Annotated in this window: 10 protein-coding genes and 1 pseudogene; 5 read left to right on the forward strand and 6 right to left on the reverse strand. The window is 55.7% G+C overall.

Translation table 11 applies throughout. From position 1 onward, the window contains the following. Window positions 1-51: 51 nt before the first annotated feature. A complete protein-coding gene (locus M6689_RS04535; RefSeq protein ID WP_298268339.1) occupies window positions 52-1437 on the forward strand; it encodes a TatD family hydrolase in 1386 nt (461 codons plus the stop codon). Between the two features lie 4 nt (window positions 1438-1441). Here the strand turns inward: M6689_RS04535 and M6689_RS04540 are convergent, their stop codons facing one another. Next, window positions 1442-2692, reverse strand: a complete 1251-nt coding sequence (locus M6689_RS04540) for an MraY family glycosyltransferase (protein ID WP_298268341.1) — start codon at window positions 2690-2692, stop codon at window positions 1442-1444. A 348-nt stretch (window positions 2693-3040) separates the two neighbouring features. Between M6689_RS04540 and M6689_RS04545 the strand changes: the two genes are divergently transcribed. From M6689_RS04545 to M6689_RS04560, 4 genes are all read left to right on the forward strand, one after another. Beyond that, window positions 3041-3385 (forward strand): FKBP-type peptidyl-prolyl cis-trans isomerase N-terminal domain-containing protein, encoded by a 345-nt coding sequence (locus M6689_RS04545; protein ID WP_298268343.1) that lies wholly within the window; start codon window positions 3041-3043, stop codon window positions 3383-3385. Window positions 3386-3429: 44 nt separating this feature from the next. Further along, window positions 3430-3891: a hypothetical protein gene (locus M6689_RS04550; protein WP_298268346.1), complete on the forward strand. Its 462-nt coding sequence runs from the start codon at window positions 3430-3432 to the stop codon at window positions 3889-3891. A gap of 135 nt (window positions 3892-4026) precedes the next feature. After that, on the forward strand, window positions 4027-7917 hold the full coding sequence (locus M6689_RS04555) for an FG-GAP-like repeat-containing protein (RefSeq protein ID WP_298268360.1): 3891 nt from the start codon (window positions 4027-4029) through the stop codon (window positions 7915-7917). A 142-nt stretch (window positions 7918-8059) separates the two neighbouring features. Then, on the forward strand, window positions 8060-9211 hold the full coding sequence (locus tag M6689_RS04560; protein ID WP_298268348.1) for a glycosyltransferase family 4 protein: 1152 nt from the start codon (window positions 8060-8062) through the stop codon (window positions 9209-9211). Window positions 9212-9217: 6 nt separating this feature from the next. Here M6689_RS04560 and asnB read toward each other — a convergent pair whose 3' ends face one another. The 5 genes and pseudogenes from asnB to M6689_RS04585 all read right to left on the reverse strand — a co-directional run. Next, window positions 9218-11158 (reverse strand): asparagine synthase (glutamine-hydrolyzing), encoded by a 1941-nt coding sequence (gene asnB, locus M6689_RS04565; RefSeq protein WP_298268350.1) that lies wholly within the window; start codon window positions 11156-11158, stop codon window positions 9218-9220. An 11-nt stretch (window positions 11159-11169) separates the two neighbouring features. Continuing rightward, window positions 11170-12225 (reverse strand): glycosyltransferase family 4 protein, encoded by a 1056-nt coding sequence (locus M6689_RS04570; RefSeq protein ID WP_298268352.1) that lies wholly within the window; start codon window positions 12223-12225, stop codon window positions 11170-11172. A 93-nt stretch (window positions 12226-12318) separates the two neighbouring features. Then, window positions 12319-12954 carry a hypothetical protein gene (locus M6689_RS04575; protein ID WP_298268354.1) on the reverse strand — a complete coding sequence of 212 codons (636 nt, stop codon included), beginning with the start codon at window positions 12952-12954 and terminating at the stop codon, window positions 12319-12321. Next, complete coding sequence (locus tag M6689_RS04580; protein ID WP_298268356.1) at window positions 12951-13928, reverse strand: glycosyltransferase family 2 protein; 978 nt, start codon at window positions 13926-13928, stop codon at window positions 12951-12953. Before M6689_RS04580 ends, M6689_RS04575 begins: the two co-directional genes overlap by 4 nt. A gap of 2 nt (window positions 13929-13930) precedes the next feature. Then, a pseudogene (locus M6689_RS04585) lies at window positions 13931-15005 on the reverse strand (hypothetical protein); the annotation flags it as partial.

The following is a 15005-nucleotide window of genomic DNA, read 5'->3' on the forward strand; positions in this document are numbered from 1 at the left end:
GGCGGCGCATTTCCGGCCGCCTTTACGATTTCAACGACAAGGACTTGCGCCATGAACCACCCCGGTTTTCTCATCGACACCCACGCCCACATCGACGGCCGTGACTTTGCCGCCGACTTCGACGAGATGCTCCGGCGGGCCGCCGAGGCCGGCCTCTCCCACATCGTCACCGTCGGCGCCGACCTGGAGTCGAGCCGCGCCGCCTGCGAGTTGGCGGAAAAATACGAGCATATCTACGCCACCGTCGGGATCCATCCACATGACGCGGCCCGCGTCACCGACCGCTGCTACGAGGTGATCCGGGAACTCGCCGCCTCCCCCAAGGTGGTCGCCATCGGCGAGATTGGCCTCGACTTCTACCGCGACCGCTCCCCCCGCGCCGAACAGGAAGAAGTCTTCCGGCGCTTCATCCGCCTGGCGCGGGAACTGGCACTCCCCATCATCGTCCACGACCGCGACGCCCACGAACGGGTGATGACGATCATGCGCGAAGAGAAGGCCGCCGAGGTGGGGGGGGTGCTCCACTGCTTCTCCGGCGACCTCGCCATGGCGCGGGAATGCATTGAGATGGGCTTTTTCGTCTCCATTCCCGGCACCGTCACCTACCCCTCCAACGAACAGCTGCGAGAGGTGGTGCGCGGCATCAGGACCGAGCATCTCCTCATCGAGACCGACTGCCCCTACCTCGCGCCGGTTCCCCACCGGGGGAAGCGGAACGAGCCGGCCTACGTGCGGCTCACCGCCGAAAAGGTGGCAGAGCTCAAGGGGCTCACCCTGGAGGACGTGGGGCGGATCACCTCCCTGAACGCCCGGCGCCTCTTCGGTATCGGCGGCAAGGACCAGTCCACCGAGATCGCCTACCGGATCAGAAACTCCCTCTACCTGAACATCACCAACCGCTGCTCCAACCGCTGCTCCTTCTGCGCCAAGTTCGACGACTTCACCGTCAAGGGGCACTACCTGCGGCTCGACCACGAGCCCACCTTCGCGGAGGTCATGGCCGCCATCGGCGATCCCGGCCCCGTGGACGAGGTGGTCTTCTGCGGCTTCGGCGAGCCGATGCTCCGCGTCGACCTCATCAGGGAGGTGGCGACCGAACTGAAGAAGCGCGGCTATCGCATCCGGATCAACACCGACGGCCAGGCGAACCTGGTCCATGGCCGCAACGTCCTGCCGGAGCTGGCGGGGCTGGTGGACAGCATCTCCGTGAGCCTCAACGCCGCCGACGCCGAAACCTATGCCCGCCTCTGCAACACCCCCTTCGGCGCCGACGGCTTCGCCGGGGTCTGCGCCTTCCTCAACGAGGCGAAGAAGCACATCCCCACCGTGGTCGCCACGGCCGTCACCGTCCCGGGGCTCGATGTCGCCGCCGTGCGGAGGCTTGCCGACTCACTCGGGGTCAAGTTCCGCGAGCGGGAGTATGCGGAGGTGGGGTGAAGGATCAGATGAGGCTGCTGACGGTCAGCAGGAAAAGGGCGAGAACCATGGGCAGGATGTTACGCTTTTTAATGAAGGTCATCGACAAGACGAAGAGGAGCAGCGGAATGGCCGTAAACCCCAGGTAGTGCTGCATGGGATTAGCCATGGCAAGCAAAATGATCAAGATCGAAATATCCTTTGCCTGCACTCCGAAATTGCCGTTTGACCGAACGAACCGGCACCAGGTCCGGGTCTGGAGAATTCCGTACGGAATCGAAAAAAGCACCAACAATCCCGCCAGCGCCACCAACTGGCTGTAATCGGGAAGCCGGTAGGAGACGACCGCAAACGCCGCAAGCGCGTAACTCACGGCATAGAGGACGGTGACCGTCGTCCCGTGCCCCAGCCCAAACCCCATCAACCGGTGATGGAGATGGCTCCTGTCCGGTGCAAACAGCTTCTTCCCCTCCCTGAACCTCCTGACCATAACGTAGATGGTGTCGGCAATCGGCAGGGCAAGTACGGTGAGGGGGGTGAACCCCGAAATCCTGCTTTCGCCGCATTCGACCAGCATCACCGAAAAAATCCCCATGCAGTAGCCGAGGAACAGACTCCCCCCGTCTCCCATGAAAATCCTGGCGGGATGCGTGTTGTACCTCAGGAAACCGAGAACCCCGCCGAGAAGAGCGCACCCCAGATACATCAGCGGATGATTGCCGCTCAGATACCCGAGGATCACGAAAGTCCCTGACGCAATCGCCACTCCCCCCCCGGCCAGGCCGTCCAGGCCATCCATCAGATTGATCGCGTTACTCACCCCGACGACGCAAAATATCGTGAACGGGATGGCGAATATCCCCAGTGTCACATCCCCCTGACCGAAAACATCCCCCAGCCCGTCGAGATGAATCCCCCCGCCAAGCACCGCAACGGAAGCGGCCACACTCTGCCCGGCAAGCTTCTGCACCGCAGTCAGGCCGACTACATCGTCGAGCAGGCCGGTAACGAACATGATGACGGCACCGGCCAGAAATCCCAGGATCAACCGGTCGAAATCGGCAAACAGCAACAGGGCAATGACAAAGGAGAAAAAGATGGCGACCCCGCCGAGGCGCGGGATTTCCGTGACGTGGACCTTCCGGCTGTCCGGCCTGTCCATGATATCGGCATGGGCAGCCAGGCGCGAAACGGGAGGGACCAGCACCACGGAAGCGGAAAGCGCGGTGAGGAAAACGCAACAAAGTGTTATCCAGTGTACAGGTTCTCTCGTCATGGTGTCCCGGAAGTCGAAAAACACTCCTGCTTCTGTTCACGGGGGGATGGGCCGGCCGGTTCATCCCGGTCGCGGATGCCGGCCCAACGCAACATGAAAAAATGCTTACCACAAAAATCCCCGGAGTCCAGAACGACCAGGCCGAAATCTGCCCTCCCTTTGTTGAAAAGTTAACATTAAAACAATTTTTTGGAAATTTACCGTCCCCGACTTGACACGCAAAAACGGCACATTACACTTTTGTAACAAATTCCAGAGACCGTTCGTCCTGGGGGTTACTCCCCCCTGCCCCCCTCTTAAATCAAGAGGTGGGAAACGGCATAAGATTTCACGGAGAGAGGAGAGAAAATGGCTTTGAGGAAATGGATTGCGGTTCTTGGGATGGTGTTCGTGGCAGCACAGGCGGGCGCGGCGGAGGCGCCGCTCCTCAAGACCCAGAAGGATAAGATGAATTACGCCATCGGCGCGAATCTGATCGGCAACTTCCGGCAGCAGGGAATCGATATCGACCTGGAGCTCGTGATCAAGGGGATGAGGGACGCATACTCCGGCGGGAAGCTCCTCCTGAGCGACAACGAGCTCCGCAAGGCCATGAACCAGTATCTGCTGGAGGTTAGGCGGAAGCAGGCAGAGATATCAAAGAGGATAACCGGCAGCAAGAACGCCGGGAAGAAAGAAGATGCCATCAAGTGATTCGTGGCTGCCTTGGCGGAGGGAGAGAGTGAGGTAGAAAACCCATGAGAATGATCCTTTTGGTAGGGATGGTGTTGTTGCCGCGCATGCTCTTCGCCGCCACCGACTGCCGGGTCGCCGAATTCCCGGATCACTACGAGGTGATCTGCACCGGGGACGAAAAAGCGGGGGCCGTGCAGGCACAAACCCCGGCGCAGACGAAAGCGTCCGACCAGACGCCGACCGCCGCAAACCAGAAGCAACCTGCCGCGCCGAAGAAGACGCCTGCCCAGGCACAAGCGGCGGCAGCAATAGCCAGGGAAGAAGCCGCCAAAGCTCTTCTCGCATACAGAGAGCACCTGGCGACCATGAAGTCGGTCAGGGATGCCGCAAGGGCCTCAAGGATGAAGCTCATCCGTGAAGAGCGGGAACGGCAGCGGCTTGAGAACAAGGACAAGGATGGTCCGAATCTGAAAAAACCGGACGACCCCATGACGGATATGGGAACGGCAGGCGACGAACCATGACGCAGGTCGAGTCGTTCGGTCGAGCAATGAAGAAGCATCGCATGAAGCAAATCAACCAAAGGAGGTAGATGTATGGACAGGCACAAGATCCTGAGATGGTCAAGCCTGGCGGCGACGACGGCAGTCCTTGCCGGCATGTTCGTCCCGGGCCACGCGCTGGCCAAGCCAGCCACGGGCCCCGGCAGCGTCCCGGACTACTACGAGACACCCAACTGGGCCAACAGCCCCCCCCTGACGAAATTCGTCGACTCGCTCCCCCCCCTGGGGTGCACCACGCCGAACAACCTCGGCCAGTGCATCCCCGTCGCCGTTCCGGACACGACAACCTATCCCGGCTCCGACTACTACGAGATCGAGCTGGTCCAGTACCGCGAGCAGATGCATTCGAACTTTCCGGCTCTCAACAACGCCGACAAGATGCTCGCCACTTCCGGCGGCACCCTCCTGAGGGGATACAGGCAGGTCAACACCGCTGACCCCAACCTGCTGACCCCCCACTACCTGGGGCCGCTGATCGTCACCAAGAAATATGACCCCCAATATGCCCCCGACGCCCCCCTGCCGGGAGGCGGCACTAACGGCAGACCGGTGCGGATCAAGTTCATCAACAAGCTCCCCACGGGGGCCGGCGGCAACCTCTTCGTCCCGGTGGACACCACCATCATGGGATCTGGGTCGTTCGAGATCAATTACGATCCCCAGACCAAGGCCCCGGGTCCCACGGTTACCGGCAATTTCGCCCAGAACCGCGCCACCCTCCACCTCCATGGCGGCCACACTCCATGGATCAGCGACGGGACCCCCCACCAGTGGATCACCCCGGCGGGAGACCCGAACGCGGCCAGTTATCCCAAGGGGATAAGCGTACAGTACGTCCCCGACATGTGGTTCGACGCGTCAGGGAACACCATCGCCGCCTGCGCGGGGCAGACGACCTGCGGGCAAGCAGGGGCGACGAACAATCCGGGCCCCGGCGCCGCGACGTTCTTCTACACCAACGAGCAGAGCGGCAGGCTGATGTTCTACCACGACCACGCCTGGGGGATCACGCGCCTCAACGTCTATGTCGGCGAGGCCGCCGGCTACCTGATCCGGGATAACGTGGAACTGGCACTGAGGGACGGCGGGACCATCAACGGCCGTACCTACACCGCCGGCACGATTCCCGCCGACGAGATCCCCCTGGTCATCCAGGACAAGACCTTCGTCGACGCCAACCCGGCCAGCCCGACCTACATCGGCAACACCGACCCCACCTGGGCCTGGGGAAGCCAGCCCTGGAACGGGACGCCGGGCGCACCGATTACGCCGGTCTCCGGCGACCTCTGGTGGCCCCACGTCTACATGCCGGCCCAGAACCCGTTCAACCCCAACATGTCCGGCATAAACGACTTCGGGCGGTGGATGTACGGCCCCTGGTTCTTCCCGCCGACTCCGGTCTGCGGCACCTCCCCCGACGCGGTGAAACCGTACTGCATCGAGGTCGGGCCCCTGCCTAACCCCTATTACGACTGCGGCACCGGCGGCCCCTGCACCAACCCGAACCAGCCGCCGGAAATCCCCGGCACCCCCAACGTATCCTGGGGTGCAGAGGCATTCCTGGACACCATTATCGTCAACGGGACCGCCTACCCCAAACTCGACGTCCAGGCGAAAGCGTACCGCCTCAGGATCCTGAACGCATCACATGACCGGTTCCTGAACCTCCAGTTCTACCGGGCCACCCCCATCGTCAGCAGCATCACCGTCACCAACGGCGGCACCGGCTATACCACACCTCCCGCGGTCACCATCACCGGTGGCGGCGGCACGGGCGCCACCGCCACGGCAACGGTCGATCCGGCAACCGGCGCCGTCACCGCCATCACCATAGACACCGTCGGCAGCGGCTATACCGCGGTTCCCACGGTCACGATCGCCCCTCCCCCGTCAGCCACCGACACACAGGCCACCGCCACGGCAGCGATTTACACAACCCTGACGGAAGTGGGGATGGTGCCTGCGGCAGCGACCGCCGGATTCCCGTCGGGCTGGCCCGCTGACGGAAGGGAAGGCGGCGTCCCCGATCCGGCCACCAGGGGCCCCGCCCTCATCCAGATCGGCACGGAAGGAGGCCTCCTGCCGGCACCGGTGCTCCTCCCCAACCAGCCGGTCGTCTGGAACACCGACCCGACCATGTTCAACTTCGGTAACGTCCTCCCGCAGTCCGAGGGAGGCGGCACCCTCTTCGTAGGTCCGGCCGAGCGGGCCGACGTCATCGTCGACTTCACCCCGTACCCCGGTTCGACCCTGATCCTGTACAACGACGCTCCCACCGCGTTCCCGGCGCTCGATCCGCACTACGACTACTACACCGGGGCCCCGGACCGCACCGCCATCGGCGCTGCTCCCGCCATCCCCCCCGGGGTTGGCCCCAACGTCAGGACCGTCATGCAGATCAACGTAGCGGGGACCCCGGGCGTTACCCCTCCCACCGATTACTACAACCCGGCGACCCTGACCGCGCTGCAGACCGCCTTTGCCGGCGGCGCGACCCCTGGCGCCTTCCAGTCGGCCCAGGAGCCGATCATCGTGGGGCAAAGCGCCTACAACTCCACCTACAACACCACCTTCCCCGCCACCTGGCCCAACTGGGGGATCTCGCGGATCTCCGACACCGCCCTCAGTTTCAAGAAGGTGGACGGGACAACCGTGACCAACCTCGCGATGAAACCGAAGGCCATCCATGACGAAATGGGCGCCACCTTCGACGACTACGGCCGGATGAGCGCCAAGCTCGGCCTCGAAGTGCCGTTCGTCAACGCCGCGACCCAGAACTTCATCCTCCAGAACTACGTCGATCCGGCCACCGAGGTTGTGAACAACAACGGTATCCAGATCTGGAAGATCACCCACAACGGCGTTGACACCCACCCGATCCACTTCCACCTCTTCGACGTACAGCTGATCAACCGCGTCGGCTGGGACGGCTTCATCAGGCTCCCCGACCCCAACGAGCTCGGTTGGAAGGACACCGTCAGGATCAGCCCGCTGGAAGACACCATCGTCGCCCTGCGGCCGAGCACTCCCAGGGTCCCCTTCGCACTCCCCAACAGCATCCGGCCGCTGAACCCGATGGCACCCCTCGGCTCCATGATGGGCTTCTCGCAGATCGACATCACGGACGGTGGCAACCTCGTACCGCCTCAGACGAACCAGCTGACCAACTTCGGGCTTGAGTATGTGTGGCACTGCCACATCCTGAGCCACGAAGAGAACGACATGATGCGGTCGACAGTACTGAACCCCAACACCAAGGACGAGATACTCTGGAGGAATACTGCCAACGGGCAGAACGCGGTCTGGAACATGGACGGAGTAACGCGCACCGGGTCTGCATTCCTTGCCTCCATGACCGACCAGAACTGGCAGATCGTGGGCAGGGGTGATTTCAACAATGACGGCAAACCCGACATCCTCTGGAGGAATACCTCCAACGGCCAGATCGCGGTCTGGTACATGGACGGGACAACCCGCACCGGATCTGCATTCCTGCCGTCATTAACCGATCAGAACTGGAAGATTGTTGGTGTGGGCGACTCCAACAATGACGGGAAGCCCGATATCTTCTGGAGAAATACCTCCAACGGCCAGAACTCGGTCTGGTACATGAACGGAACAACGCGCACGGGGTCTGCGTATCTTCCCTCCATGACCGATCAGAACTGGAAGATAGTGGGCGTACGCGACTTCAACAATGACGGCAAGCCCGACATCATCTGGAGAAACACCTCCAATGGCCAAAATGCAGTCTGGTACATGAACGGGATAACGCGGACGAGTTCTGCTTATTTCCCCCGATTAACAGACCAGAACTGGCAGATCGTGGGTACCGGCGACTTCAACAGCGATGTCTATCCGGACCTCCTGTGGAGGAACACCGCTACCGGAGCGAACATGGTCTGGTATCTGAATGGAGTAACGCAGATAGGGACCGGAACGATCGTCACACTCGCTGATCAGAACTGGAAGATTGTGGGACAATAGACAGTTTGATGACTACCGAATTGTGATAGCAACTCCGTTGATAGAATGCCGACCATCCCCTCTATCAACGGAGTTGCTCTTTCGGTCGTTACCCGAAAGCACCGATTGTCTCGGAAATCATCTAACTTCTCTCGGGACTCCCATGGACATCTTCATCACTGCCAATACCACCTGGTATACCTTCAATTTCCGCCGTCGCCTGATCGCGGCTCTCAGAGAGCAAGGGCACCGGATTACGGTTCTTGCTCCCCGGGATGAGTATGTGGCGCGCATTGAGGCGTTGGGAGTACGGCATCTGCACCTGGAAATGGATAATGCCGGAACAAACCCTCTGTGCGAACTGGTGACACTATCCCGCCTGTCTGCCCTGCTGCGGCGTGAAAAACCTGAACTGATTCTTTCCTTCACCCCCAAGGTCAACATTTATGTTTCCCTGGCGGCCCGTCTGTCGGGCATCCCGGTGGTGGCCAACGTGTCCGGTCTCGGGACCGGCTTCATGCGCGGCAGCCTGCTCAAGACGGTCATGATGGGTCTGTATCGACTCTCCTTTCGCCATCCGCATACTGTGTTCTTTCAAAATGAAGAGGACCGCTCGGAATTCATCCGCACCGGACTGGTGGATTCAAAGCGGACTAGACGCTTACCCGGCTCCGGCGTCGATCTGAAATGGTTTACTCCCGAACAGCACGCCGGTCCGCGGAAGCATTGCGTCTTTTTGCTGGTAGCCCGCCTGTTGTGGGATAAGGGAGTAAGGGAATTCGTCGAGGCGGCGCGCCAACTGAAATCTAAATATCCCGAAACGGAATTCAGGCTTCTGGGATTCCTCGACGTGCAGAATCCCTCCGCCGTGTCCCGCAGCGACGTCGAACGCTGGGAAGCTGAAGGGGTCATTACGTATCTCGGATCAACCGACGACGTACGCACGTATTACGCCGATGCTGACTGTGTTGTATTGCCTTCCTATCGTGAAGGTACTCCGCGCACGCTTCTGGAAGCTTCAAGCATGGGGCTGCCAACCATAGCGACCGACGCCGTCGGCTGCCGCGACGCGGTTGACAATGGCGTTACCGGCTTGTTGTGCAAAGTGAGAGACGCTGCCGATCTGGCAGCCAAGATGGCACTGATGATCCTGATGTCACCGGAAGAAAGAGCGGAGATGGGTATGGCCGGCCGAGCCAAGATGGAGCGGGAATTCGATGAGCGTATCGTGATCGAGCGGTACGTAGCGGTGATCCGGGAGATCGGATCGGCAATGGGGTTACCCCGAAAAACGGGTGTTCGCGTCTCGGCGTGAAAGCCTTTATCGCCGTTCGTTCTCCAGCCAGGCCTGAAACATCAGCACATCCCAGAGGTAATATTGCCAGTTGCGGGTACCTGAAAGGTGCTCCTGCCATTTCTGTCTGATTAGTTCATGATGTAAAAAACCTTCCCGCCTCAATCGTTCTTCACCTATAAGCGACTCGGCCCACTCCCGCAGCGGCCCACGCAGCCAGTTGTCCAGCGGTATGCCGAAACCTGTCTTGGGACGCTCAATTAGAGATTTTGGCACATAACGGTATAACACCTGACGAAGAATCCATTTCCCCTGGCCGTGCCGAATCTTGAGATCAAGCGGCAGTTGCCAGGCAAATTCGACGACGCGATGGTCGAGAAACGGAATTCGGGTTTCAAGGCTTACCCCCATGGCCGCACGGTCAACTTTCACCAGGATATCGTCCGGAAGATAGCTGAGCGTGTCCAGGTACATCATTCGCTCGGTGAAATCCGCTCGGTTCGGCCATGCCGTTCGATCAGTCAGGACGGTCAGCGGCTCCCTGGAGCCGGGAACGATGGCGGCGGGATCCTTCCAGTGCGATACGAGCTGCCGGTACATCGTTTCAGGGGAATCAACTGCCAGCACATCGGCCAACTTGTGCAACTTGTCACCTGAACCCCCAAGTCGGAAACGCTGTGGCAAAATCCTGAAGAACGCATCCCAACGAGCTGGAGAAATCGAAGCACACTTCACGGCCATTGCAGCACGCACCCGCGGTGGCAGCCACCCCACCCTATGCCAGAGCGCCCTTCCCACAAAATAACGGTTGTATCCGCTGAACAGCTCATCCCCGGCGTCACCTGACAGGCAGACGGTGACATGTTGACGGGTCATGCGCGCAACCAGAAACGTCGGAATCTGCGACGAGTCCGAGAATGGCTCGTCGTAGAGAGCAGGCAGCATAGGGATAACATCCAGGGCATCTTGAGGCGTTACATACAACTCCGTGTGGTCGGTACGCAGGTGACGGGCAACAGCCTTGGCGTATTCAGCCTCGTTGTAACCATTTTCCTCGAAACCAATGGTAAAGGTCTTGACCGGCCGGTCGGTCTGGGCCTGCATCAGGGCAACAATGGTCGATGAATCGACCCCACCGGAAAGGAAAGCCCCCAAGGGAACATCAGCAACCATCTGTTGCCGGATCGAATCGGAGAGAAGATTTTCCAGATGGTCGACCGCTTCCCTCTCCGTCCCCTGGAACGGATTACGCGCGCTGGCTTCAACCATCTGTCGCATAGACCAGTAGGGCTTAGGCTCGGGAAGAACTCCGGCCGCAAGCGATCCGGTCTGCATTGTCAACATCGTTCCGGGGATCAGTTTGCGGATGCCGCTGTAGATCGAATACGGCGCTGGAATATAATTATGGCGGAAATATAGCGCCAGAGCGTCTCGATCAATCCGCCCATGCCAGCAAGGATGGGCGCGCAACGCCTTCAGTTCGGAGCCGAACAGGAATGTGTTGCCGGACCACCCGTAATAAAGCGGTTTCTCGCCAAAACGGTCACGGGCAAGGGTCAACGTTTTCTCCGCTTTGTCCCATACGGCCATGGCAAACATGCCAACGGACTTCTGGAGGGTAGTCTCTATCCCCCAGGCATCGAAACCGGCCAGAAGCGTTTCGGTGTCCGAATGCCCCCGCCAACGACACAAGCTCTCCCACCCAGAATGCTCCAGTTCCTTTCTTATCTCCAGATGATTATAAATCTCGCCATTATAAACGATTACAAAACGGCTGGAAGGTGATGCCATTGGCTGGTGGCCGGCTGGGGAGAGGTCGAGGATCGAGAGACGTCGGTGAGCCAATCCTACCCCGGCATTGGTATCCGACCAATGACCTGAGTCATCAGGACCGCGATGATTAAGCCTTGCTGACATGGCTTCAAGTATTTCAAGGCGGCTGCCCAATATGCCTGCTATGCCACACATGCACTATGCCCTTACACAGAACGCAGAACTTCTTCCAGTTTCGGCGCCATCACATCCAACGAATACTCTTTTTCAACATGCGCACGACCAGCACGTCCAAAATTCTGTCGTAAAAGCGGATCATTGCAAAGAAGCTCAAACGCCTGAAGCCATTCCAGTTCGTTCCTTGCAAGAAAACCGTTAACGCCATGTTGAACAATAATCGAATTCACCCCCACAGGCGATGCCACTACTGGTTTTCCGCAGGCCATATACTGGATTAGTTTATAGCCGCACTTGCCACGTTCCCATTCTTCATCGTGAAGAGGCATAATGCCGATATCAAATTGCTGAATTTCCGCTACCTCGTTCTCATCCGTCCAAGCTCTTATCTCGATGGATGAACCGGCCAAATGCTCACCGCTGGCCCCAACTGCCACCGCTCGAATGTTATGAGATATTTTGGTTTTCTGAATAACAGACATAACTAGACTCAAATAGCGATCAGTTGCAGGGGAGCCGATCCAACCGATGGTAACCGGCTGTTTTATGGCAGTAAGCGCAACTGCGTATCGGGAAGCATCCACTACTGTAGGTATCATTTCAATGCGTTTCGCCTTAGCTTGTTTTGCCCTGTCCCGGAGATAAGGATTGCCAACTATCACTACTTCGGCTAGTTGCATGATGGAATCAATCTTCGAACCGAGTAGAGTGCGTACAATTGGAAAACGATGAAGGTCGTAACGATGGAATACCGCATCGTCGTAATCCACAAGTAAGGGAACTTTGGGAGGGAAAAACCCGATCTCAATCAAACCTGGAACCCACGGCAACATCTCCTTTTCTACCCACACCAGATCAAACTGGCCTGATTGCAACATGAAGCCGAGTCGTCTGATATAAGCTCGCAGCACCGAAAACGTTGGAATTCGGCCCTGGTACAGACCGCGCACGTAATCATTTCCGAACAATGGTGCGACCGTAATACTGTAACCGTGGGATTCCAGGTAAGGTAAGTACTGATAAAAACGGAGGCGACTACTGGCGCCGAGGTTGCCGTAACGGGTAAGAAGGAGGACTCTCTTCATCGTAAGGTAAGCCCCAATTTCCCATTACCTGTTCATTCCTCAACAGGTAATGGGACGTATTGACAATCTTTATAGGAGAAAGACTGGTACTTTTTATTCCGGCTTTGTTTCTGGTTCCAATCGTCGAAGTTGGTAACAAATTTCATAGCACGGAAATAAGTAACAGAAGTTTTCTTCGTACAGCTCCTTCATAAAGTTGCACGAGTTAAAGATTTTCCCGATGAATGTCTTTACTGTATGCCGAATAAAGAATGGTCGTGGAGATTTAAAGCGCAAATCTACGCGCTCTAATTTAAACGAAAAATCCCTTTGGTAGGTAGGCACTTTGCGGCGGAAAGGAGAGCCAACAGATAAATAACAAAACGTATATAATCCAAAAAAACTTCGATGCGTTGGATCTGAAAAAAAATAAGGGCTCGAAAAATGCGGGGCCACAAACTCAACAAGACCGTCAGGTTTGAGTATCCTGGACAATTCAAACATTAATTTGTTGATATCGTCTACATGCTCAATGAAGTGATATGCGTTTGCCTGATTTACATGAGCTGTTGGGAACTGTCTCAATACGTCGTAAACTTCTCCCACGATATCTACATCAGGGTAATCAAGAGCATCTATTCCGATAGCACCGGCAGTTCTTTTTCTCGAACCGCATCCCAACTCCAACACCAATGGGTCAGGAAGGATTTGCTTACTCAATAAACCATGCTTGTCAATGACATTGTTCATTGCATAGTATCCTGTTTGCATAACTTCCGCATTTGAATTGCGATCCTGAGAGTGGCTGGCAACGACCTGATCAACATGGAATATCCGTGGACGGTATGTCCGAAATCACTCCATGCACTACTGATAAAAGTAAATATCAATCGACTAAAAAATTCAGGCACCAATGTCACTACCAATAATGTTACTGCTGAAAACAAGGAAAAATGCTTGAAACTGTATAAAACTCTACTGCGCAGCGAATAGAAAAGCCGTGATGCTTTAACCTGACGTGATGATAATCCGCCAACATGGCCGCATTGAGCCCCGGTCAAACACACACTTGTCCATCCATTATTATGAGCGCGCAACGAAAAATCAACTTCCTCAAAATAAACAAAAAAACGTTCATCAAATCCTTTGAGCTGATCGAAAACCACCTTCCGGACAACAAAAAATGCACCTATCACTTGATCAACCACCAAAACACCTGAATCGTCCGATTTATTTTTAACCTTATTATTTTCAGTCATTGCATGAACCATATTTAAACCTGTTGCCTGGATAACAAACCTCCCCAGATCAGGAAATTTTGCGTAACTCAAACATTCTTCACCAGACTCATCAATTAGTTGAATTCCACAAATCCCTATTTTGGTGTTTTCCGCACGTTCCATAAAGGCAATAGGCAGCATCAGGGAGTTTTCGAACAGATAGGCATCGGGGTTAAGAAACAGCAGATAGTCGCTGTCGGCCAATGCTGCGCCCTGGTTACAGGCAGCAGCAAAACCGCGATTCTCGCTGTTCCGGATAACCCTGACCGGCACCCCAAGACGATCGATACCATTCAAAGAATCATCTGTGGATGCATTATCGACAATAATTACATCACTAAGGATAAAATCATCTTGTTTTGCACCCCCAATGGACGAGATGCAGACTTTTAACTGATCACCTGAATTCCAATTTACGATGATGATATCTAGCGAGATAGCCATAATTATTGAATAGATACCGACTTAATGCCGGGGTCAAAGGAGTTATTTTGCGTTATGTAATTCGATAACTCAGCATTATCATGTCTATTGCGGCTAATTATTACAGCATTGGCAGATCCTCCGTTTTTAAAATGGTTATCTTCTATCGTCATTTTGTTGCCGAAGTATCTGGATAAATCAATGGCACTGCCATGTTTGTTTATTGTATGAGCAATATTATCAAAGGTATTTTGGAAAAATGAGATATTTTCTGCGCCAAAAACTGTAACTTCATAGCTATCACTAGTCCCCAGCCTTCTAAAAATATTGCTCTTGAAGACAACATCGCGTGGATTGTTGCCATTAGTATATGACACAAGAGCCGCAAATAAGGAATCTGCAAATACATTGCTCTCGATGCTTACTCCTTTCACTCCCCACAATACAAACGGACGACTTGTATATTTTATTTCATTGTAGGCGATTGTGATTTCGTTCGAACTATCTGCTTCGTCAGCATTCTGGTTCTGGGTTATGTTTAATCCCTTAGAACGTCCAGTCCCTATCAATCCATCAATTGCGTTGTTTTGTATTGTAATGTTTCGTGATGGGCTAAGTAATTCCTTTTGTTTCAATGGCAATACAAGCGAAATTATACCAACGTTACCACCTATCTGACTGAATCTGTTCCGCGAAATATTAATATTGCGAATAACTGCAAACCTGTTAGCGTCTGGCTCTATATCAATTGCGCCGGGCATATTTTGTCTTGTGCATCTCTTAAAGGTATTATTATAGATTTCCAGTCCATCGCAATCTATTACGCTTATGGCATTCCTATTTTCATTATTTACTCCATCAAAATCACAGTTTTTTATAATAATATTCCTATTGTGTCTTTCTGTATGAGCAAAGTTACTTGAACCCAGATAAATAGCATCTCCTCGCCAACCGCTAAACCAGCAATCCGATATGCTAACATCTGTTGCCGCATTGATGTTCAGTAAATACACATGTTCGGAAAAGCCATCGACGGCAACAGTCCCGCGGAAATGGATATTGCGTATGACTATGCTTTTCTTATTATCCTTCGGGTCT

Origin of the sequence: Geobacter sp. (assembly GCF_027327745.1) — a bacterium.
In the GTDB taxonomy this organism is placed as follows: domain Bacteria; phylum Desulfobacterota; class Desulfuromonadia; order Geobacterales; family Geobacteraceae; genus Geobacter.

Excerpts from the sequence above, each read along its gene's own strand:
- M6689_RS04535 (WP_298268339.1), top strand. The coding sequence starts at position 52 with ATGAACCACCCCGGTTTTCTCATCGACACCCACGCCCACATCGACGGC.
- M6689_RS04580 (WP_298268356.1), bottom strand. The coding sequence starts at position 13,928 with ATGGCTATCTCGCTAGATATCATCATCGTAAATTGGAATTCAGGTGAT.
- M6689_RS04540 (WP_298268341.1), bottom strand. The coding sequence starts at position 2,692 with ATGACGAGAGAACCTGTACACTGGATAACACTTTGTTGCGTTTTCCTC.
- M6689_RS04575 (WP_298268354.1), bottom strand. The coding sequence starts at position 12,954 with ATGAACAATGTCATTGACAAGCATGGTTTATTGAGTAAGCAAATCCTT.
- M6689_RS04550 (WP_298268346.1), top strand. The coding sequence starts at position 3,430 with ATGAGAATGATCCTTTTGGTAGGGATGGTGTTGTTGCCGCGCATGCTC.
- M6689_RS04560 (WP_298268348.1), top strand. The coding sequence starts at position 8,060 with ATGGACATCTTCATCACTGCCAATACCACCTGGTATACCTTCAATTTC.
- asnB (WP_298268350.1), bottom strand. The coding sequence starts at position 11,158 with ATGTGTGGCATAGCAGGCATATTGGGCAGCCGCCTTGAAATACTTGAA.
- M6689_RS04545 (WP_298268343.1), top strand. The coding sequence starts at position 3,041 with ATGGCTTTGAGGAAATGGATTGCGGTTCTTGGGATGGTGTTCGTGGCA.
- M6689_RS04570 (WP_298268352.1), bottom strand. The coding sequence starts at position 12,225 with ATGAAGAGAGTCCTCCTTCTTACCCGTTACGGCAACCTCGGCGCCAGT.
- M6689_RS04555 (WP_298268360.1), top strand. The coding sequence starts at position 4,027 with ATGTTCGTCCCGGGCCACGCGCTGGCCAAGCCAGCCACGGGCCCCGGC.